This window comes from Halobacterium sp. DL1, assembly GCA_000230955.3.
In the GTDB taxonomy this organism is placed as follows: Archaea; Halobacteriota; Halobacteria; order Halobacteriales; family Halobacteriaceae; genus Halobacterium.
Window position 1 is genome coordinate 476,166 of the sequence record CP007060.1, and the last position, 19,917, is coordinate 496,082.

Consider the following 19,917-nt stretch of genomic DNA (forward strand, 5'->3'; position numbering starts at 1 on the left):
CGTCGGGCGTGTCGGCGCTCATTGGTTCCCTCCTGTCCCGGCTTCCGCCGGCACCGTGTCCTCCTCGTCGTCGCTGTACGTCGCCTCGTCGGCGGCGATGGCCGCGGCGTCCTCGAACTCCATGCCGTCCTCGTAGAGGTGGCACGCGACCGTCCGGTCGTCGCCGATCTGGTAGTCCTCGACCGGTTCGACGTCGCAGGTTCCCTCCATCGCCGCGGGGCACCGCGGGTGGAACCGGCAGCCCGAGGGCGGGTCTGTGTAGTCCGGAATCTGGCCGTCGATGCCGGTGCCGTCGAAGCCCGTGAGCTTCGGGATGCTGTCGAGCAGGCCGCGCGTGTACGGGTGGAGCGGCGCGTCGAATATCTCCTCCGTGCGCCCAACCTCCACGATTTCGCCGGCGTACATGATGCAGATGCGGTCCGCTATCTCCCGGGCGACCCCGAGGTTGTGCGTGATGTACAGCATCGAGAGGTTCCGCTCCTCGACGCGCTCTCTGAGCAGGTCTAGGATCTGGTTCTGGACGGTGACGTCGAGGGCCGTCGTCGGCTCGTCCGCGATGAGGAACTCGGGGTCGTTGATGAGCGCCATCGCGACGATGACGCGCTGGCGCATCCCGCCCGAGAGTTCGACGGGGTAGCGGTCGAGGGTCCCCTCGGGGTCCGGAATCCGCATCCGTTCGAGCAGTTCGGCGCTGCGCTCCCGGATCTCCTCGCGGTTGTCGCGGCGACCGAGCAGGTTCTTCAGGACCTCCCACCAGGACGCGCTCTTCCCGCCGCTGTACGTGGCCACGTCGGCCATCATCGACCCGACGGGGTAGACCGGGGAGAGGTAGGTCATCGGGTCCTGGAATATCATGCTCATCTCATCGCCTTTCACGCGTTCGTGCGCGTCGGCGTCGGTGAGCAGGTCGGTGCCCCTGTAGCGTATCTGGCCGGCCGTGATGTCGCCGGGCGGCCGCGGGAGCGTCCCCATGATGGAGCGCGCGGTCACCGACTTCCCGCAGCCGGTCTCGCCGACGAGCGCGACCGTCTCGCCCTCGCCGACGGTGAGGTCGACGCCGTCCAGGACGTGGTGGCGACCCTCGTACGTGTCGAAGGACACCGTGAGGTCGTCGACCTCGAGGATGTTCCCCGACATCACTGTACCTCCACGTCGAAAATGTCACGCAGCCCGTCGCCGAGGAAGTTGAACCCGAGCACGATGAGGAAGATGGCGAGCCCCGGGAACGTGGAGTACCACCACTGGCCGGGCATGTAGTCCCGCCCCTGGCTGACCATCGTCCCCCACTCTGGCGTCGGCGGCTGTGCCCCCAGTCCGAGGAACCCGAGCGCGGACGCCACGAGGATGGCGTACCCCATGTCGAGGCTCATCTTCACCGTGATGGGTGCGAGCACGTTCGGGAGGATGTCCCGGAAGATGGTGCGCGTCGACGTCGCGCCGACGCCGCGGCTGGCCTCGACGTACGTCTCCTTCTTCACCGAGAGCACCTCGCCGTACGTGAGGCGGGCGTACCACGGCCACCAGACGGCGGCGATGGCGAGCATCGAGTTCGTCAGGCTGGCCTCCAGTGCGACGCTCACCGAGAGCGCGAGCACCAGCGGCGGGACGGAGAGGAACACGTCGGTGACGCGCATCAGCGTCATGCCGACCCCGCCGCCGAGGTAGCCGGCGACCAGCCCCACCGGGACGCCGATTGAGACGGCGGCCGCGAGCACGACCACCCCGATCTTCAGCGACAGGCGCGTGCCGAACAGGACCCGGCTGAAGATGTCGCGTCCGGCCTGGTCGGTGCCGAAGAGGTGTTCAGTGCTCGGCGGCTCGAACTTCTGGTCGAAGTGGACCGCCGGCTCGCCCCCGTAGCCGGCGTCGTGGGGGAACGGCGCGATCCACGGCGCGAACACGGCGATGAAGACGAAACTCAGGATGAGCCCGAGTCCGAGGACGGACATCGGGTTCTGGCGGAAGCGGTACACGATCCGGTCGAGGTCGCCCAGGCGGCGCGCGAGCGTGCTCTCGGCAGCGTCGCCGGCCGTCGATTCGGTGTCACTCATTCGGAATCACCTTCGTGCCACACGCGCGGGTCGAAGAAGCCGTAGAGGACGTCCACGGCGAAGTTCACGATCAGGAACGCCGCCCCGACGACGAGCGTCACGCCGACCATCGCGTTGATGTCCTTCTGGAGGATGGCCTCGACGCCGTAGGACGCCATCCCGGGCCAGGAGAACACGATCTCGACGACGAACGCCGAGCCCAGCAGGAAGCCGTAGTCCAGCCCGATGATGGTGAGCGTCGACGCGAAGGACTTCCGGAGCACGTACTTGTAGGCGATGAGCCGGTTCGGGATGCCGTGGGTGCGCAACCCCTCGACGTAGTCCTTCTCGTACTCCTCGATGAAACTCGACCGCGTCATCCGCGCGATGTCCGCTATCGGCGCGAGCGAGAGCGTGATTGCAGGCAAGATCAGGTGCTGGCCGGCGCTCACGAACGCGGGGAGGTTGGCTGCGAGCAGGCTGTCCACGAGCAGCAGCCCCGTCGTCTCGACGGGCATCGGACTGACGTCGCCGATGCGGCCCGTGGCCGGCAGCAGCCCGAGCTGGAACGCGATGAGCAGCTGCAGCAGGATGCCTGCCCAGAACGGCGGCAGCGAGACGTTGAAGAAGGAGAACAGCCGGCTCCCGTTGTCCGGCCACTTGTCCTTGTGCTGGCCCGCGACGACGCCCAGCGGCACGCCGACGAAGATGGCGATGAGCATGGCGAGCGTCGTCAGCTCGAACGTCGCGGGGAAGTACTCCAGGAGGTCCGTCGCGACGTTCCGCTCGGAGATGAGCGACTGCCCGAGGTCGCCCTGGACGAGCCCCGCCATGTAGTCGATGTACTGGACCCAGATCGGGTCGTTCAGCCCCATCTGCTCGCGGAGCCGCTGGACGGCCTCGTCGGTCGCGCGGGGACCCAGGGCGAGCCTGGCGGGCCGCCCTGGAATCACGCGAGCGAGGGTGAAGATGAGCACCGAGAGCCCGACGAACATCGGAATCGTCGAGAGCCCGCGTTTGATCAGGTAGTCTCTGTAGCCCATACGGCGGTTTAGCCCTGGTAGTAGCGGTGGAAGGTCTGACGGTAGCCCGTGATGCCGTTGTCCTTGAACCCCTTCACGCTGGTCGCGAGCGCGTTGCGGGTGGCCTGGTTCATCACGAACAGCGCGGGGGCGTCCTCGGCGATGAGCCGCTGGGCCTCCTCGTAGATGGGGATGCGGTCCTCCTGGCTGACCGTGCGGCGGCCCTCCGTGAGGAGCTGGTCGACCTCGTCGTTCTGGTACCACGCGGCGCTCGTCCACGACCCGTGGGAGTCACTGTGCCACGCGGGGTAGAGGAACGTATCCGGGTCCGCGTAGCTGAACGAGAGGTAGATGGCGAGCATGTCCGGCGTGGACTCCTTGCTCGAGGCCATCTCGGTGATCTTCGACCACGGCGCCTTGTTGACGGAGACCGACGCGCCGAGCTCCTGGAGGTTCGACTGGAGCAACAGCCCCATGTTCTGCTCGACGGTGAGCCCGGAGACGTACGTGTAGTTGAGGTCCAGGTCGCTCGCCGAGTAGTCGGACTGGTCGAGTTCCGCCTGCGCCGCTTCGAGGTCCTTCCCGTACGTCGGCAGGTCCTCGGTGTGGCTCCACATCGCCGACGGGAGCGGGCCCTGGAGGTGGTCGGAGTCGCCCGACATCACGTCGTTGAGCGCGGCCTCGTAGTCGAAGGCGTAGGAGATGGCGCGCCGGACGTGGACGTCGTTCAGCGGCTCCCGCTGGGTGTGCATGTAGACGTAGAACGGGTTGAACGTCGCCTTCGCGTGCACCCTGACCCCGTCGGAATCCGCGAGGTCGTTGTACGTCTGGAGTGGGAGCCACTGGTCGGACATCTGGGCGCCCTCCCGCATGCGGCCGGCCGCGGTCGCCGCCTCCTGGACCATCTCCGTCGTGACGACCTCGTAGCCGTTCTGGTCGTGGGGGAACGTCCCCCACCAGTCGTCGTGGCTCTCGATGACGATCTCGCGCTTGCGGTCGCGGTTCGTGAGTTCGTAGGGGCCGCTGCCGGCGTCGTTCTCTTCGAGCCACGCGGTGCCGTAGTCGCCGTTGTCGCCGTACTGCCCGTCGCTCTTCGCGTGTTCCTCGATCTGTTTCTGGTTGACGATGTAGAGGAACGGCAGCGTGTAGAGGAACGGCGCGAACACGTCGTCCGTGGTCATCCTCACGGTGGTCTCGTCGACGGCCTCGACGTTCTCCGGGGAGAGGACGCCCGACCACATCCACGAGAAGCCGTTGCCCATGTCCATCATGCGCTGGACAGAGTACTTCACGTCCGACGCGGTGACCTGGTCGCCGTTGTGGAACGTCGCGTCGCCGTTGAGGTTGAACGTGTACGTCCGACCGTCCTCGGAGACGGAGTAGCTCTCGGCGAGCCAGCTCTGGAGCTCCGGCGGCGTCGTGTCCGAGTAGTACAGCAGCGGGTCGTAGACGTTGTGGAGCAGGATGGTCTCCAGGTTGTCCGACCCCTTCATCGGGTCGAGCGAGCTCGGGGTGACCGTGGTGACGTAGTTGAACTCCGTCCCGTCCTGGTTGCCCGAGGTGGTCCCGTCGCCACCGGCTGTCGTTTCGGTCGTATTGTTACCTGATTCGTTCGTCGTCGCGTCTGTTTCCTGATTGCCGGTACAACCCGCGAATATCGCGCCGACGCTGGCTGCACTCCCGTATTTCAGGAACGACCGGCGGCTGAATCCGTCATTGTTACTGCGACCCATGATACCCACCTCCAACCCCGTCAGACTTAGTTCTACTGCATAGATGTACCTATTCGAACTCTAAAATTTACTTTACGTTCTACCAGCTTTCGTTTTGGACACGATTCGGGTGGACAGACACACGAATTAGAGCTTCTCGGGGAAAGCAATTTATACAATTGAACGAAACGAGTAGTCGTGACACGAGATACCAACACACAGCGCGTCGCGGTCGACATCGGTGGCACGTTCGTCGACGCCATCACGTTCGACCGCGAGACCGGCGCTGTCGAACTCGAGAAAGCCGCAACGACACCGGACCAACCGTCGAACGGCGTTCTCGACTCCGTCGACAAGGTCGGCGCCGACCTCCCGACCACGGAGGCGTTCGTCCACGGCACCACGCTCGGCCTCAACGCTGTCCTCGAACGCGACGGCGCGCGCACGGGAATCATCACCAACGAGGGGTTCACCGACGTCCACGAGATCGGGCGCACGAACCTCGAACGCGACTCGATGTACGACATCAACTACCAGAAGCCCGAGTCGATGGTGCCCCGACGGCGACGCCTCGGCGTCCCCGGCCGCCTCGACGCGGACGGGGCGGTTGTCGAGGAACTCGACGAGGACGCGGTACGGGACGCCGCCGCGGAACTCGTTGAGGAACGCGACGTCGACGCCATCGCCATCTGTTTCCTCCACTCTTACCAGAACGGCCAGCACGAACGGGCGGCCGCCGACGTCGTTCGTGAAGCCCACCCGGACGTCAGCGTCTCCGTCTCCAGCGACATCACTGGCGAGTACCGCGAGTACGAGCGCACGAGCACCGCCGTCCTCGACAGCTACATCAAACCCATCTTCGAGAACTACGTCGACACGCTCGACGGCGCGCTCGCCGACGCCGGCTTCGAGGAATCCTTCTTCATCACGCGCTCGGGCGGGGGAACGCTCACGGCGGAGAGCGCGAAGACCGCGCCCGTCCACACCATCCTCTCGGGGCCCGCGGGCGGACTCATCGGCGCCTCTCAGGTCGGCTCCATCACCGGCCGCGACAACCTCATCACGGTCGACATGGGCGGCACGAGCCTCGACGCGGCGGTCGTCGAGGACGGATCGCCGGTCGTGAAGTACGACTCCACGCTCGAACACCAGCCGATGCTCATCCCGGTCTACGACATCCGCACCATCGGCGCGGGCGGTGGGTCTATCGCGTGGCTGGACGGCGACCTGCTGAAGGTCGGCCCGGAGAGCGCGGGTGCCGACCCCGGCCCCATCTGTTACGACAACGGGGGCACCGACCCGACGGTCACCGACGCGGCGCTCGCGCTCGGCTTCCTCGACCCCGGCGACTTCCTCGGCGGCGAGATGGACACCGCGGCCGAGGACGCCATCGACGGCGTCCGGGAGACGCTCGCGGACCCCCTCGACACGACCGTCGAGGACGCCAGTCGCGGCGTCTTCGACGTCGCGCTGGCTACCACCGTCGGCGCAATCCGGGAGATAACTGTCGAGAAGGGCCTCGACCCCCGGGACTTCTCCATGCTGGCCTACGGCGGCGCCGGCCCGATGTTCGTCCCGCTCGTCGCGCGGGAACTCGGCGTGAAGGAGGTCGTCGTGCCGCAGGCGCCCTCGGTGTTCTCCGCGTGGGGGATGCTGATGGCGGACGTCGTCTACGACTTCTCCCAGACGATGATCGCCGTCCTCGACGACGTCGACGTGGAGACGCTCGAGGCGGCGTTCGAGGACCTGGAGGCCGAGGGCGGCGAGACGCTCGCCGACGAGGGCATCGGCGAGGACCGCCGGCGCCTCGAGCGCACCATCGAGATGCGCTACCTCGGGCAGGAACACACCGTCGAGGTGGACGCCGACGGCGTCGCCGACCTCGACGAACTCGCGGACCGGTTCGAGGCCCAGCACGAGACGCGCTACGGCCACACGATGAACGACCCGGTCCAGGTCGTCCACCTGCGGGTGCGCGCCATCGGCGAGAACGACAAACCGACGCTCGACCCGCAGCAGCCCCGGGACGGCCCGCTCGAGGCGGCCGGAAGCCGGGAAGCGTACTGTTTCGCCGCGGGCGAGTTCCGCGAGTTCGACGTCTACGAGCGCGGGGACCTCGCGCCCGGTGACGAACTCGACGGCCCCGCGGTCGTCACCGAACCAACGACGTCGCTGGTCTTCCACTCCGACCAGTCGGCGACCGTTGACGACTACGGACACATCGTCGTCACCAGGGAGGACGAACAATGAGCACCCAGGACATCGACGCGGCCACCGTCGAGGTCGTCCGGAACTACCTCACGTCGGCCGCCACCGAGATGCAGCGCACGCTGATCAGGACAGCCTACAACACCATCATCTACGAGATCCTCGACTTCGGCATCTCCGTCTTCGACCGGGACCTCAACCTCATCGCCGACTCCCCCGGTCTCGCGCTGTTCCTCGGCGCGAACGACTACGGCATCGAGAAGGCCGTCGAACACGTCGGCGAGGAGAACATGGACCCCGGGGACGTGTTCATCATGAACTACCCCTACTGGAGCGGCACGCACACCCTCGACGTGCTCCTGTTCGCGCCGGTGTTCCACGACGAGGAACTCATCGGTTACACGACCTGTCGCGCCCACTGGCTCGACCTCGGCGCGAAGGACTCCGGCTACGTCCTCGACTCGACGGACGTCCACCAGGAGGGCGTGCTCTTCCCCGGCACGAAGGTGTACAAGGGTGGCGAACCGGACCCAGAGATCATGGACATCATCCGGTTCAACTCCCGGATGCCCGAGAAGGTCGTCGGCGACCTGAACGCGCAGGTCGCGGCGGTCCGCACGGGCGAACAGCGCCTCCAGGAACTGTACGAGAAGTACGGCGCGGACACCGTCGAGACCGCCGTCGACAAGATCCTCGACCACGGCGAGCAGACCGCCCGCGAGGCTGTCGAGGAACTGCCGGACGGCACGTGGTCCGCCACCGGCTACGCCGACGGCATCCACCGCGACGACGACGACCTCATCAAACTCCACGCCGAGGTCACCATCGACGGCGACGAGTTCGCTGTCGACTTCTCGGGTTCTTCCCCCGAGGTGGACGAACCCCTGAACATCCCGCCGGGGATGAGCGAGACCATCTGCAAGCTCACGTTCAAGACGCTCACGACGCCCGACGAGGACTCCAACGGCGGCCAGTACGAGCCGCTGACGATGCACGTCCCCGAGGACAACATTTTCAACGCGAGCTACCCCGCGCCGACGTTCACCGTTTGGACGGGCATCGTCGGCATCGACGTCGTCTACAAGGCGCTCGCGAAGGGGATGCCCGACCGGGTGCCCGCGAGTTCGGGGGGCGACCTCGCGGACATCATGCTGTACGGCGAGAACCCCGAGACCGGTCGCCCGTTCGTAGAGGCGAACAACGAGGGCGTCGGCTGGGGCGCGGGCGTGGGCCACGACGGCGCGAACGCGCTCATGCACATCAGCGAGACGATGGTCCGGAACATCCCCGTGGAGGTGTTCGAGAACAAGGCGCCCATCCGGTTCGACCAGCTGTCGCTGCGAGAGGACTCGGCCGGTCCCGGTAAGCACCGGGGCGGCCTCGGCATTCGCCGGGACTTCCGCGTGCTCGAACCCGTCGGCGCGCTCTCCATCATCCAGAAGACCCGCACCGACAACTGGGGGATGGACGGCGGTGAGCCCGGGAAGAAGAACGTCGTCGTCCTCGACTCCGACGAGCCGGACTTCGACGAGCGCGTCGAGGTGCTCGTGGACAACGACCACCTCCACGAGGGTGAGGGGAGACACGTCGGGATGTTCCGCGGGAACTTCGCGCCCGGCGAGGTCATCTCCAACCGCACCGCCGGCGGCGGCGGCTACGGCGAGCCGTTCGAACGCGACCCCGAGAACGTGCTCGAGGACTACCGCGACGGCTACGTCTCCCAGGACGCCGCCCGCGAGCAGTACGGCGTCGCCATCACGGACGACGGCGAGATCGACGACGAGACGACGGCCGACCTGCGGGGACGTCAATGACCGACCTCCTCTGGATCGACCCGGTCGGCCACGACGACTTCTCGGGCGACATCGGGGCGATTCTCGATTCGGCCGGCCGCTCGGACACCAACGTCGACGTGACGTCGCTCGACCGCGGCCCCCACCACGTCGAGTACCACTACTACGAGGCGCTCGTAACGCCGGACGTCCTCCACACGGTGAAGCGCGCTGAGAACGATGGCTACGACGCCGTCGTCATCGGCTGCTTCTACGACCTCGCGCTGGAGGAGGCCCGCGAGGTGAGCGACGCGATGCCGGTCGCCGCGCCGGCGGAAGCGACGACGCACCTCGCGACGACGCTGGGGGATTCGTTCTCCGTCGTCGTGGGCCGCCAGAAGTGGGTGCCCCAGATGCGCGACCGCGTCCGCAAGTACGGCTTCGGCGACCACCTCGCGTCGTTCCAGACCGCCGACCTGGGCGTCCTCGACTTCCAGGCCGACCCGGAGACAACCCAGCGCCGCCTCCGGGAGGCCGCGACGGCGGCCGTCGAGGAGGACGACGCTGAGGTCGTCATCCTCGGCTGCACCGCGGAGTACGGCTTCTTCGAGGACCTCCAGGACGACCTCGGCGTCCCGGTCCTCGACGCGGTGACGGCGCCGTTCAAGTACGCCGAACTGCTCGCCGAACTCGCCGACTTCGGGTGGACCCACAGCAAGGCCGGCGGCTACGAGTCGCCGCCCGTCTCGGAGATCGCCGAGTGGGGCATCGAGGACGACTACGAGAACGCCGACGTGTGGACGAGAGGTGAGGAGGAGTGAGCGACCGGGAGCGCGTGGCGGCCTGCCAGGACCGCCTCGACAGCGCCGACGCCGACGCAGTCGTGCTGTTCCCGAGCACCGACATGGACTACCTCTCGGGGTTCACGGACGAACCGATGGAGCGCCACCTGTTCCTCTTCGTTGGGCGGACCGGCGACCCGCTGTTCGTCGCCCCCGAGATGTACGACGCGCATATCCGCCACGATTCGTGGGTCGACGACGTTCGGACGTACGCCGACGGCGAGGACCCGCTCCTGCTGCTCGAACACGTCGCCGACGAACTCGGGTTCAGGGGCGGCCGCGTCCTCCTCGACGACCGCATGTGGGCGCGGTTCAGCCAGGACTTCCGCGAACTGTTCCCGACCACCGAGTTCGGCCTCGCTAGCGAGGTGCTCGAACCGCTCCGTCTGCGCAAGGACGCCGCGGAACTCGACGCGCTCCGGCGCGCCGGCGAGGTGGCCGACGCCGCGATGCGCGACGTCCGGGAACTCGGGGCGGACGCAGTGGGGATGACCGAAGCGGACCTCGCGAACTACGTCGAGGAGCGCCTCGCCGCCCACGGCGGCACGGGGACGTCCTTCGAACCAATCGTCGGCAGCGGCCCGAACGGCGCCAAGCCCCACCACCGGCAGTCCGACCGCGAAATCGAGTCGGGGGACCCCGTGGTGTTCGACTTCGGAACGCGCGTCGACGGCTACCCCAGCGACCAGACCCGAACGGTCGTCTTCGACGGTGAACCCCCCGACGAGTTCGAGGCGGTCCACGACGTCGTCCGCGAGGCACAGCAGGCCGCCGTCGAGGCTGTCGAACCCGGGGTTCCAGCGGAAGCGGTCGATGCTGCCGCCCGCGAGGTCATCGAGGCCGCGGGCTACGGCGAGGCGTTCGTCCACCGCACCGGCCACGGCGTCGGCCTCGACGTCCACGAGGAACCCTACATCGTGGACGGCAACGACCAGTCGCTGGAGGCGGGGATGGTGTTCTCCGTCGAACCCGGCGTCTACCTCGAGGGCGAGTTCGGGGTGCGCATCGAGGACCTCGTGGCGGTCACGGAGAACGGCTGTGACCGGCTGAATCACACGGAGCGCGGTTGGCGGGCGTAGGAACGGGCCGTCCGTCTGGCTCTCGCCCGCCCGACTCGTCCGGCCCCGGGCCAGTTCTGTTCCCCAAGTTTCGACCTGGAAACAGCACGGGCTCCTCCACGTACATACCCTTTCTCGGAGCTCCACGGCCAGGAGTCAGATTGGACGGTGTCCGTGAGGCGTTCGCAAGTTCCTGTCCCCGTGGAGTCCAGTCGCTCACCGCCACTTCTGGATCTTCCCCCAGCGGAGGCTCGTCCAGCATGATCTACGGGCTTTCGCTGCTACACCGCCTGACTGGCGGCTACTTCTCGGAGGACGGACGGAGGTCCTCGACGGAACGCTCGTGTTTCTCCTTCTGGAGGTATCTCTCGATTCGCACCCTGTCTTCGTCCGTGATGCCGTACCCATCGTCCTGGCCGTCCGTTTTTTCGCCCATCGCTCATCCCGGTTGGCCTACAGGTCACGCATGAATAGTTACTTTCCCTAATCGATTAACCGGGGGAAAGGGGGAGAGATGGTGTTCGAGCGCCTTCCCGACCGTTCTTCGACTTCGTTGGCTCCTCACGTTCGTTCGTCGCGTGTGTGAGTGGGTTCGGGCGGATTTGAACCACCGACCTCGGCCTTGTAAAGGCCGCGTCATAACCAACTAGACCACGAACCCGCACCCGAAAGGAACTGTCGCGCGGCAAAAACGGTTTCCCTTCGTCGGAACGACCAAACCGTCGGAAACCGTACGTCTGGACATGGCCCGGCGCTTGTTCGCAGTGCTCGTCCTCGCGCTGCTCGCGGCGGTCGCCCTCGTCTACGTCGGGTTCTCCCCGGACACGGGCGCGGAGGTGACCGTGCGGGACGGCGGCGCTCAGACGACCGTCGACGGGACCGCAACGGGGAACGACAGCGGTGCAGGGAACGCCTCGGTACGGGTCGCCGACGACGGCGGACAGATTCTCGGGAACGTCTCCGTCAGAATCGCGGACGACCCACAGGAGCGCTACACGGGACTGAGCGAGACGAAGTCCCTCGGGCCGAACGAGGGGATGCTGTTCGTCTACCCCCAGGAGGGGAGCCACACCTACGTGATGCGGTCGATGGACTTCCCCATCGACATCGTGTTCGTGGGCGCGAACGGCACCATCACCGAAATCCACCACGCGCCGGTCGAGGAGGACAACGAGAACCTGACGGGGTACACGGGCCGCGGGAAGTGGGTGCTGGAGGTGCCGTACAACTGGACCGTCGAGCACAACGTGACAGTCGGCGACGAAATCGACGTCGAGCGCTGACCGTGTTTCGGTTCGTAGGAAAGTCTTTTTGCGAACGATTCCTACTGCTGAGAGGATGAGTACCGCCACAGAAGACGACGACCCCTTCGAAGACCAGCGGGAGAAGGTCGACAACGCGATGTACCGCCTGTTCGACGAGTACGGGCGGGACAACTGGTTCGCGGCGCTCGTCGGCGTCCTGGCCAGCGTCTTCGCCCGCGTGCTCGACCTCATTCCCGCCATCATGCTGGGGTACGCCGTCGACGCCCTGACAGGGGGCCAGACGTTCCTCCCGTTCCTTCCCGACTCTCTCCGTCCGCCGACCCGCGAGATGGAGCTCTACTGGACTGTCGCCATCATCTCCGGTGCGTTCCTCGTCGGTGCCGGCTTCCACTGGCTGCGCAACTGGGGCTGGAACTCCTTCTCCCAGCACATCCAGCACGCGGTGCGGACGGACACGTACAACAAGATGCAGCGCCTGAACATGGACTTCTTCGCCACGAAGCAGACCGGCGAGATGATGTCCATCCTCTCGAACGACGTCAACCGCCTCGAGCGATTCCTCAACGACGGGATGAACTCCGTCTTCCGGCTCTCCGTGATGGTGCTGGCCATCGGCGTCGTGCTGTTCTACTACAACTGGCAGCTCGCGCTCATCACGATGCTGCCGGTGCCGGTCATCGCGTGGTTCACCTACAAGTTCGTGAAGGCCATCCAGCCGCAGTACGCCGACGTCCGCTCCTCGGTCGGCCGCCTGAACTCCCGCCTCGAGAACAACCTCGGCGGCATCCAGGTCATCAAGACCTCGAACACGGAGTCCTACGAGTCCGACCGCGTCGGCGACGTCTCCGAGGGCTACTTCGACGCGAACTGGGGCGCCATCACCATTCGCATCAAGTTCTTCCCGGCGCTGCGCATCATCTCCGGCGTCGGCTTCGTGCTGACGTTCCTCGCCGGCGGCTACTGGGTGCTCGTCGGCCCGCCGCCGCTGATGTCCGGGTCGCTGACGGCGGGCGAGTTCGTCGTGTTCATCCAGCTCAGCCAGCAGTTCGTCTGGCCGATGGCGCAGTTCGGCCAGATCATCAACATGTACCAGCGTGCCCGCGCCTCCAGCGAGCGCATCTTCGGGCTGATGAACGAGCCCTCCCGCATCGAGGAGAACCCGGACGCCGACGAACTCCACGTCTCCGACGGCGAAGTCGTCTACGACGACGTCACCTTCGGCTACGACGACGAGCCAATCGTCGAGGAGATCGACTTCGAAGTCGCGGGCGGCGAGACCTTCGCGCTCGTCGGGCCGACGGGTGCCGGGAAGTCCACGGTGCTCAAACTCCTGTTGCGGATGTACGACGTCGACGACGGCGAGGTCCGCATCGACGGCCAGGACATCTCCGGGGTGACGCTGCCGAGTCTCCGCCAGCACATCGGCTACGTCAGCCAGGACACGTTCCTCTTCTACGGCACTGTCGACGAGAACATCAAGTACGGCACGTTCGACGCCGACCACGAGGACGTCGTCGCGGCCGCGAAGGCCGCCGAGGCCCACGAGTTCATCCAGAACCTCCCGGAGGGCTACGACACGAAGGTCGGCGAGCGCGGCGTGAAACTCTCGGGCGGCCAGCGCCAGCGTATCGACATCGCGCGGGCCATCCTCAAGGACCCCGAAATCCTCATCCTCGACGAGGCCACGAGCGACGTGGACACCGAGACGGAGATGCTCATCCAGCGCTCGCTCGACCGCCTAACCGAGGACCGCACGACGTTCGCCATCGCCCACCGCCTCTCGACCATCAAGGACGCCGACCAGATCGTCGTCCTCGAGGACGGCCGGGTCGTCGAGCGCGGCAGCCACGACGAACTGCTCGCCGAGCAGGGCCTCTACGCGAACCTCTGGGGCGTGCAGGCCGGCGAGATCGACGAACTCCCCGACGAGTTCATCGAGCGCGCCGCCGAACGCCAGGCCCACGTCGAGGAAGAAGTCGACGACTGACGCCGCCACTCACTCTCTCTTCGCCCAGTTCCGCGCCGCGCGCCGCGCATGACAGCCTACTTGCCGAGGGCCTGCGTACGCCGACGCATGCGACTCGCGGACGCGACGTGGACGGACGCCGACGGCGCGGCGACGGACCTCGCGGTCCTCCCGGTCGGCAGCACCGAACAGCACGGCCCACACGCCCCGCTCGGTACCGACACTATCACCGCGGAGAGAGTAGCCGCGGCCGCCGAAGACGCCTACGACGACGAGGTGGTCGTCGCCCCCGCGCTTCCGGTGGGAATCTCCGAGGAGCACCGCCAGTTCACCGGGACGCTGTGGCTCGACCCCGACACCTTCAGGGCGAACGTCCGGGAGGTCGTCGCTAGCCTCGCGAGCCACGGCTGGGACCGCGTCGTCGTCGTCAACGGGCACGGCGGCAACGTCCCCGCGCTCGGCGAGGTCTGTTCGACAATCACGCGCCACGACGACGCGTACGCGGTGCCGTTCACGTGGTTCGACGCCGTCGGCGACCACGCCGCCGACATGGGTCACGCCGGCCCCCTCGAGACGGCGTTCCTCCGGCACACCGACCCCGGCCTCGTGTGCGAGGACCGCGTCGAGGCGGCCCGCGAGGGCGCCAGCGACGGCTGGGGGGAGTGGACCTCGCACGCGAACCTCGCCCACGACGTGGCGGAGTTCACGGAGAACGGTGTGGTCGGCGACCCCACAGAGGGCGATGCTGCCCGCGGCGAAGAACTGCTCTCGCTCGCGACGGACGCGCTCTGCGACTTGCTCGACGCCGTCGCGGACCGGGACGTCACGCGGCCACCGCACCGGTAGCGGTCAGTTGGGTTCGACGACCGCGTCCTCGCGCACCGCCTCGTCGAGGTTCGCCAGTCCCTCCCCGGCGAACCAGTTCAGCAGGTCGACGACCTCCCGCGGCCCGCTCACGACGTACGGCGCGGCCGTCGCGTCCGTGTCGGACCCCACAGCGACCGCGACGCCATCGCTGCCGAGCACCTCGAATGCCGCCTCGTCTGTCGTGTCGTCGCCCAGGTAGACCGTCAGCCACTGCTCGTCGTCGGGGGTGAACCGCTCCCTGAGTAGTTCGACGGTAGACCCCTTCCCCCAGTCGACGTCCGGGCGGAGCTCGACGATCTGCTTGCCTTCGGTGATCCGCAGGGCGTCGTAGCCGTCGTGGTCGTCCAGCGCGGCCTCGACGGCCTCCTGGACCGCCTCGCGGTCGACGTCGGCCTGGCGGTAGTGCACCGTCGCGGTCACGCCCTTGTCCTCGACGATGACGCCGTCGTCGCCCGCGAAGACTCGTTCGACGGCGTCGCAGACCCGCGGAAGCACCTCCTGGACCTGGTGGGCCGCGGAGTGGACGGACCGCTCGTTGCCGTCGTGGAGTTCGAGACCGTGGTTGCCCGCGCAGTAGGCGTCCTCGACGCCAGCGCGCTCGCGAACGTCCTCGACGGCGCGTCCACTGACCACCGCCACGGCCGCCCGGGGGTGGTCCGCCAGCGTCTCCAGGGCTTCCTTCGCCCGGTCGCGTATCTCGGCCGCGTCCGGGTCGTCGACGATGTCGGCGACCGTCCCGTCGAAGTCCGTCATCACGAACAGGCCGTCGGCCAGCCGGAGGTTGTCCGCCAGCCACTGCTTGCGGCCCCAGACCGAGACCGGAGCTGACTGCCAACTCGGCGACTCCGACCCGCCCTCGCCGTCGCGGTCGACGGGGATGCCCGTGAACTGGTTGGTCACCCACGCGTCCGTATCCTCGCCGTGCACGCGCCGGCGGAGCGCCCGCATCCGCCGCTTCCGCGTCCGCTCGGGCATCGAGAGCGCGGCTTCGATGGTCGTCGCGAACTCCTCGATGTCGTTCGGGTTGACGACCAGCGCGGCGTCGCCCAGGGACTCCACGGCGCCCGCGAACTCCGAGAGCACGAGCACGCCGTCGTCGTCGAGCTGGGAGGCCACGTACTCCTTGGCGACGAGGTTCATCCCGTCGCGCAGCGGACTCACGAGCGCGACGTCCGCGTGGCGGTACAGCGCCGTCAGCCCTGCCCGGGAGTAGTGGTCCTTGGTGTACACCACGGGCGTCCACTCCGCGGTGGCGAAGCGGTCGTTGATCTCGCGGACGCGGCGCTCGACCTCGTCCTGGAGCTCCTGGTACTCGTCTATCTGGGTCCGGGACTCGCTGCCCTTCTGGACGTACGTGAGTTCGCCCCGCCGGTCGGGGCGGTGCTCCCAGAGCCACTCCAGGGCGTCGAGGCGCTGGAGGATGCCCTTCGTGTAGTCGAGACGGTCGACGCCGACCGCGACCTTCTCGCCGAGGGCGTGCCGCGAGGAGAACGTCTCCCAGAGCTCCTCGGTCTCCTCGGCGCCCGCGCGCTCGGCGTGAACGTCGGCGTCGACGCCCAGCGGCTGGCTCTGCACCCGCGTCGTGTGCCCCTCGTAGGTTATCAGGCCGGCGTCTGCGTCGACAGTGGCGTCCTCGAACACCGCCGCGACGCACTCGCAGAAGTGCTCGCAGTACGTCTCGCTGTGGAAGCCCAGCAGGTCGTTGGCGAGCAGTCCCTCGAGCAGTTCGTGGTGCTCCGGGCACGAGCGGAAGGTGTCCCACGCGGGCCACGGGATGTGCCAGAAGTGGGTGAGGAAGGCGTTCGGGAGCTGTTCGCGGACCAGCCGGGGCGCCAGCGCCAGGTGGTAGTCCTGGAACCAGACGACGGGGTCGTCGTCCTCGGCGCACGTGACGATGGCGTCCGCAAACGTCTCGTTGACCTGGGTGTAGTACTGCCAGAACTCGGCGTCGAAGCTCGCCCGCGTCGGCATCCCGTGACAGAGCGGCCACAGCACCTGGTTGCTGTAGCCGTAGTAGTAGCCGGAGAGCTCGCGGTCGCTGAGGTGGAGGCGCTGGATGGTGTACGACGGGTCCTCGGGCGGCACCTCGACGCGACCGCGGTCGTCGGCCACATCGAAGTCGGCGTCCCCACTCCCCCACGCGACCCACGTACCGGAGAGCTCCTGCATGATGGGGTCGAGCGCGGCGGTGAGGCCGCCCGCGGGCTGGGACACCGACACCTCGCCCCCGTCGTAGCTGTGGGTGTACGGCTCACGATTCGACGCGACGAGCAGTTCCCGGCCCTCGAGTGCGTCCACGACGGGGGGACCGTCGTCACCCTCATCGCGGTCGGTCACGATGCATCGCCCCCGTCCGGAGTCCAGGCCGGTACGGTTCGACTGCGCTCGGTTCGTTGCCGGTCGACGGGGCTCCACGCCCGTATGTTGCCTGCCATGGGCTACGGGGGTGTAGACGGCCGTGAGCCGGATAAGATGGAGAGTCTGTTTCCCCGAATTCACGGGCCTAGGGCCGTGATACCAGAGTATAAGCGCAGATTACGGACGCCGTTCACCCGTTCGTTACCGTGTCGCGGCGTCTCTCGGGGCGTTTCGCTCGCGCAGTTCACCGTCGTACTCGCTGTCTCCCACCTACGCCCCTACTCGCAGGAGAGCGGGGTGAAGTGGGCCAGAGTGTCAGTCGTCGTCTTCGTCGGCACCACCCGCCGCGTGCGCGTCCTCCAGCGCGGAGCGGAGTTCGGGAATCGTGGAGGCGAGTTCGCCCACCTGGTCGCGGGCCGTCTCCAGGTCGGCGAGCACGTCCTCGACGGCCGTCAGTTCGGCCTCCAGGTCGTCGGCGTCCTCGAAGGCGTCGGCGCGCTCCCCGACGACGAAGGCCTTCTTCGCGTCCCGCAGGTGGGTCTCGACGTCCTCGACGGCCAGCGCGGAGCGGAGCGCGTTCAGCACGCCGAGCGTGTTGTCCGCCTCCACGTCCCAGATGTCGTCCCCGGTCGGCAGTTCCGCGCGGGCGGCGGCGAGGTGTTCCTCCACGTCGGCCCGCATCTCCTCGGCCGCTTCCCCGAACAGTTCGTCGTCGTCGAGCGATGACTGGCTCATAGCTCCGAGTTCGCCGGCACGGAATTTAAAGACCCGCCTCGTACTGAAGGTGAAATCCGGCTACGAGACGCTCGCGAGTTCCATCAGCGGGTAGCCGTCGTCCATCGCCATCTCCGCGACCACCTCGTGACCCTCGTAGGCGACGACGACCTCAACCTCCATGTACTCGCCCGTCAGTTCCGTGTAGCCGTGGTCCGTGGGGAGTTCCCCGACGAGGATGTCGACGCTCACCGACTCGCAGAAGGGCTGGTTCTCGATGGACTCCTCGATGGCCGTCTCCATGCTCCCCGCGCTCGCGGGGCTGACCGGCGTCCCCGCGAACTGGTGGTAGAGCGCGCCGAACTTGATGCCTGCCTCGAAACACGCCTGCTCCACGTCGGTTGCCATACGAGTCCTGCGTGTGGCCGCGGCTAAGAACTGTCGCCTGCCGCGCCTACGGCCAGTCCTCGACGGCCGTGTAAGTGACGGCCAGGAAACCGGCGAGCCCACAGGCGAGTCCAGCGAGCGCCGCGACGCGCAGCCACGTCGAGACGTCCTGCACCGAGAGCACGACGGCGGCGCCCGCGAACGGGAAGGGGACCCCGGCGACCTCCGAGACCACCGGGACGCCGACGAGCGCGTAGCCCGCCGCCACGGCGACGAGCGCGCCACAGAAGCTGATTGCCCAGGCGAGGCGCGAACTCCGTGCTCGGGTCCGGTCCCGCTGGTGGGTGGCCTCGCGCTGGGATGCCAACACGTGTCGGCCTTCGACCCATTAGACAGTGCGAACCGCACGATTCATTGCCCGGTGGCCGCGACTCTCACACGAATGGACGACCCGGTCCTCCTCACTGGCGCCACGGGCCGCGTCGGGCAGGCCATCCTCGGCGGCATCGGCGACGACTACGACTGGCGGCTGCTCGACCGGGATCCGCCGACAGGTGACCCCGACCACGACTACGTGGTCGCCGACGTCACCGACGAGGACGCCGTCCGCGACGCCGTCGAAGGCGTCGGCGCGGTGGTCCACCTCGCGGGCGACCCCCGACCCGAGGCACCCTGGGAGAGCGTGCTCCGCAACAACATCGACGGCACGAAGACCGTCCTCGATGCGGCCGTCGACGCCGACGTCGAGAAGTTCGTCTTCGCTTCCTCGAACCACGCCGTCGGGCACTACGAGACGGCCCGGAAGCCAGACCTCTACCGCCGCGACGACGACTTCCGCCTCGACGGCACCGAACTCCCGCGTCCGAGCAACCTCTACGGCGTCTCGAAGGCGACCGGCGAGACGCTGGGTCGCTACTACTTCGACGAGTGCGACCTCTCCTTCGTCGCGGTCCGCATCGGCAACCTCACCGAGGGCCACCCGCCCATCAACTACGAGCGGGGACAGGCGATGTGGCTCTCCTACCGCGACTGTGCGCACCTTTTCGACTGCTGTCTCGAGGCAGAGTACGGCTACGAGGTGGTCTACGGCATCTCGGACAACGACCGGAAGTACTACAGCCTGGAGCGTGCTCGCGAGGTGCTGGGCTACGACCCGCGGGATAACTCCGCGGAGTGGAACGACGACGAGCGGGCCGCCGAAGACGACTGAGGCCGGTTTCGACACGCTGCGTCCACCAGCTCGAATAGGCCACGACCTGTCTGTGGAGCGGACTATTTTTGCCTCTGCCAACGATGTCGGCCCTGTATGGACGACCCCGCCCTCCAGAACCGACTCGCCGGCATCGAGCGACGCCAGCAGTTGATTATTGCGCTACTCGTCGGTCCGTATCTCGCCGGCTCCGCCTACCTCGTCGGCGTCTGGGTCGATGCGGCGTTCTACACGGTCGTGGCCGTCGTCCTGTTCGTCGCCCTCGCAATCGGACGCCGCCGCGACCGGGACGCGACTGGACAGTAGCCAGCGGTTCGACGGGACGAGGAACCAACTGCTCGCTCGCTTTCACTCCCGCGGGACGCTGATGTTGCGGAGTTTTCCCCCGCACTCCGGGCAGACCCACTTCGCCTCCGCTGTGGTGACCCTGTGCAGGCAGTCCCGGCACTCGTACTGCGTCTCTCCCGACTCGATGCTGTACGGGTCGTGTTGACTCATGCCACTCC

19 protein-coding genes and 1 tRNA gene are annotated in these 19,917 nt (G+C 67.4%); 9 read left to right on the top strand and 11 right to left on the bottom strand.

Annotated elements, in window-relative coordinates; genetic code table 11:
- Positions 1-18: 18 nt before the first annotated feature.
- Genes HALDL1_03950 through HALDL1_03965 form a run of 4 tightly spaced genes read right to left on the bottom strand, consistent with a single transcriptional unit; the run spans position 19 to position 4,785 of the window.
- Positions 19-1,137, bottom strand: coding sequence for a peptide ABC transporter ATP-binding protein (locus HALDL1_03950; protein AHG02863.1), 1,119 nt, complete (start codon positions 1,135-1,137; stop codon positions 19-21).
- A complete protein-coding gene (locus HALDL1_03955) occupies positions 1,137-2,051 on the bottom strand; it encodes a cytochrome C550 (protein ID AHG02864.1) in 915 nt (304 codons plus the stop codon). The genes HALDL1_03950 and HALDL1_03955 overlap by 1 nt, the downstream gene beginning before the upstream one ends.
- A complete protein-coding gene (locus HALDL1_03960) occupies positions 2,048-3,073 on the bottom strand; it encodes a peptide ABC transporter (protein ID AHG02865.1) in 1,026 nt (341 codons plus the stop codon). The genes HALDL1_03955 and HALDL1_03960 overlap by 4 nt, the downstream gene beginning before the upstream one ends.
- 8 nt (positions 3,074-3,081) lie before the next feature.
- Complete coding sequence (locus HALDL1_03965; GenBank protein AHG02866.1) at positions 3,082-4,785, bottom strand: peptide ABC transporter substrate-binding protein; 1,704 nt, start codon at positions 4,783-4,785, stop codon at positions 3,082-3,084.
- 177 nt (positions 4,786-4,962) lie between these two features.
- On the opposite strand from HALDL1_03965, the gene HALDL1_03970 reads away from it, so the two are divergent.
- From HALDL1_03970 to HALDL1_03985, 4 genes are read left to right on the top strand one after another with little or no spacing between them, the layout of a single operon-like run.
- The gene (locus HALDL1_03970; protein ID AHG02867.1) at positions 4,963-7,014 is read left to right on the top strand and encodes an N-methylhydantoinase; all 2,052 of its coding nucleotides are present in this window, start codon (positions 4,963-4,965) and stop codon (positions 7,012-7,014) included.
- Positions 7,011-8,786: an N-methylhydantoinase gene (locus tag HALDL1_03975; GenBank protein ID AHG02868.1), complete on the top strand. Its 1,776-nt coding sequence runs from the start codon at positions 7,011-7,013 to the stop codon at positions 8,784-8,786. Before HALDL1_03970 ends, HALDL1_03975 begins: the two co-directional genes overlap by 4 nt.
- Positions 8,783-9,565: a hydantoin racemase gene (locus HALDL1_03980; protein ID AHG02869.1), complete on the top strand. Its 783-nt coding sequence runs from the start codon at positions 8,783-8,785 to the stop codon at positions 9,563-9,565. Before HALDL1_03975 ends, HALDL1_03980 begins: the two co-directional genes overlap by 4 nt.
- Positions 9,562-10,665, top strand: coding sequence for a peptidase (locus HALDL1_03985; protein ID AHG02870.1), 1,104 nt, complete (start codon positions 9,562-9,564; stop codon positions 10,663-10,665). Before HALDL1_03980 ends, HALDL1_03985 begins: the two co-directional genes overlap by 4 nt.
- A gap of 280 nt (positions 10,666-10,945) precedes the next feature.
- On the opposite strand, the gene HALDL1_03990 is transcribed toward HALDL1_03985, so the two are convergent.
- Positions 10,946-11,080 (bottom strand): hypothetical protein, encoded by a 135-nt coding sequence (locus HALDL1_03990; protein AHG05133.1) that lies wholly within the window; start codon positions 11,078-11,080, stop codon positions 10,946-10,948.
- Positions 11,081-11,231: 151 nt separating this feature from the next.
- Positions 11,232-11,305: transfer RNA gene (locus HALDL1_03995), tRNA-Val, on the bottom strand.
- A gap of 82 nt (positions 11,306-11,387) precedes the next feature.
- Here HALDL1_03995 and HALDL1_04000 point away from each other — a divergent pair.
- From HALDL1_04000 to HALDL1_04010, 3 genes are all read left to right on the top strand, one after another.
- Complete coding sequence (locus HALDL1_04000; GenBank protein ID AHG02871.1) at positions 11,388-11,927, top strand: hypothetical protein; 540 nt, start codon at positions 11,388-11,390, stop codon at positions 11,925-11,927.
- Positions 11,928-11,982: 55 nt separating this feature from the next.
- On the top strand, positions 11,983-13,896 hold the full coding sequence (locus HALDL1_04005; GenBank protein ID AHG02872.1) for a multidrug ABC transporter ATPase: 1,914 nt from the start codon (positions 11,983-11,985) through the stop codon (positions 13,894-13,896).
- Positions 13,897-13,983: 87 nt separating this feature from the next.
- Positions 13,984-14,721, top strand: coding sequence for a creatininase (locus tag HALDL1_04010; GenBank protein ID AHG02873.1), 738 nt, complete (start codon positions 13,984-13,986; stop codon positions 14,719-14,721).
- Between the two features lie 3 nt (positions 14,722-14,724).
- On the opposite strand, the gene HALDL1_04015 is transcribed toward HALDL1_04010, so the two are convergent.
- The 4 genes from HALDL1_04015 to HALDL1_04030 all read right to left on the bottom strand — a co-directional run bounded on the left by HALDL1_04015 (position 14,725) and on the right by HALDL1_04030 (position 18,571).
- Entirely contained in the window at positions 14,725-16,962 is a 2,238-nt protein-coding gene (locus HALDL1_04015; protein AHG02874.1) for an alpha,alpha-trehalose-phosphate synthase, read from the bottom strand.
- 453 nt (positions 16,963-17,415) lie between these two features.
- Positions 17,416-17,835 carry a hypothetical protein gene (locus HALDL1_04020; GenBank protein AHG02875.1) on the bottom strand — a complete coding sequence of 140 codons (420 nt, stop codon included), beginning with the start codon at positions 17,833-17,835 and terminating at the stop codon, positions 17,416-17,418.
- A gap of 60 nt (positions 17,836-17,895) precedes the next feature.
- On the bottom strand, positions 17,896-18,222 hold the full coding sequence (locus HALDL1_04025) for a hypothetical protein (GenBank protein ID AHG02876.1): 327 nt from the start codon (positions 18,220-18,222) through the stop codon (positions 17,896-17,898).
- Between the two features lie 46 nt (positions 18,223-18,268).
- Positions 18,269-18,571: a hypothetical protein gene (locus HALDL1_04030; protein ID AHG05134.1), complete on the bottom strand. Its 303-nt coding sequence runs from the start codon at positions 18,569-18,571 to the stop codon at positions 18,269-18,271.
- Positions 18,572-18,643: 72 nt separating this feature from the next.
- Here HALDL1_04030 and HALDL1_04035 point away from each other — a divergent pair, with 72 nt between their 5' ends.
- Both HALDL1_04035 and HALDL1_04040 read left to right on the top strand, forming a co-directional pair.
- Positions 18,644-19,411: an NAD-dependent epimerase gene (locus HALDL1_04035; protein ID AHG02877.1), complete on the top strand. Its 768-nt coding sequence runs from the start codon at positions 18,644-18,646 to the stop codon at positions 19,409-19,411.
- 96 nt (positions 19,412-19,507) lie between these two features.
- Entirely contained in the window at positions 19,508-19,717 is a 210-nt protein-coding gene (locus HALDL1_04040) for a hypothetical protein (GenBank protein ID AHG05135.1), read from the top strand.
- A gap of 42 nt (positions 19,718-19,759) precedes the next feature.
- Here HALDL1_04040 and HALDL1_04045 read toward each other — a convergent pair whose 3' ends face one another.
- Entirely contained in the window at positions 19,760-19,909 is a 150-nt protein-coding gene (locus HALDL1_04045) for a hypothetical protein (GenBank protein ID AHG02878.1), read from the bottom strand.
- Between the last annotated feature and the right edge of the window lie 8 nt (positions 19,910-19,917).

Excerpts from the sequence above, each read along its gene's own strand:
- HALDL1_04045 (AHG02878.1), bottom strand. The coding sequence starts at position 19,909 with ATGAGTCAACACGACCCGTACAGCATCGAGTCGGGAGAGACGCAGTAC.
- HALDL1_03990 (AHG05133.1), bottom strand. The coding sequence starts at position 11,080 with ATGGGCGAAAAAACGGACGGCCAGGACGATGGGTACGGCATCACGGAC.
- HALDL1_04000 (AHG02871.1), top strand. The coding sequence starts at position 11,388 with ATGGCCCGGCGCTTGTTCGCAGTGCTCGTCCTCGCGCTGCTCGCGGCG.
- HALDL1_03950 (AHG02863.1), bottom strand. The coding sequence starts at position 1,137 with ATGTCGGGGAACATCCTCGAGGTCGACGACCTCACGGTGTCCTTCGAC.
- HALDL1_03960 (AHG02865.1), bottom strand. The coding sequence starts at position 3,073 with ATGGGCTACAGAGACTACCTGATCAAACGCGGGCTCTCGACGATTCCG.
- HALDL1_04005 (AHG02872.1), top strand. The coding sequence starts at position 11,983 with ATGAGTACCGCCACAGAAGACGACGACCCCTTCGAAGACCAGCGGGAG.
- HALDL1_04035 (AHG02877.1), top strand. The coding sequence starts at position 18,644 with ATGGACGACCCGGTCCTCCTCACTGGCGCCACGGGCCGCGTCGGGCAG.
- HALDL1_03955 (AHG02864.1), bottom strand. The coding sequence starts at position 2,051 with ATGAGTGACACCGAATCGACGGCCGGCGACGCTGCCGAGAGCACGCTC.
- HALDL1_04040 (AHG05135.1), top strand. The coding sequence starts at position 19,508 with ATGGACGACCCCGCCCTCCAGAACCGACTCGCCGGCATCGAGCGACGC.
- HALDL1_04025 (AHG02876.1), bottom strand. The coding sequence starts at position 18,222 with ATGGCAACCGACGTGGAGCAGGCGTGTTTCGAGGCAGGCATCAAGTTC.
- HALDL1_04020 (AHG02875.1), bottom strand. The coding sequence starts at position 17,835 with ATGAGCCAGTCATCGCTCGACGACGACGAACTGTTCGGGGAAGCGGCC.
- HALDL1_04010 (AHG02873.1), top strand. The coding sequence starts at position 13,984 with ATGCGACTCGCGGACGCGACGTGGACGGACGCCGACGGCGCGGCGACG.
- HALDL1_03965 (AHG02866.1), bottom strand. The coding sequence starts at position 4,785 with ATGGGTCGCAGTAACAATGACGGATTCAGCCGCCGGTCGTTCCTGAAA.
- HALDL1_03980 (AHG02869.1), top strand. The coding sequence starts at position 8,783 with ATGACCGACCTCCTCTGGATCGACCCGGTCGGCCACGACGACTTCTCG.
- HALDL1_03975 (AHG02868.1), top strand. The coding sequence starts at position 7,011 with ATGAGCACCCAGGACATCGACGCGGCCACCGTCGAGGTCGTCCGGAAC.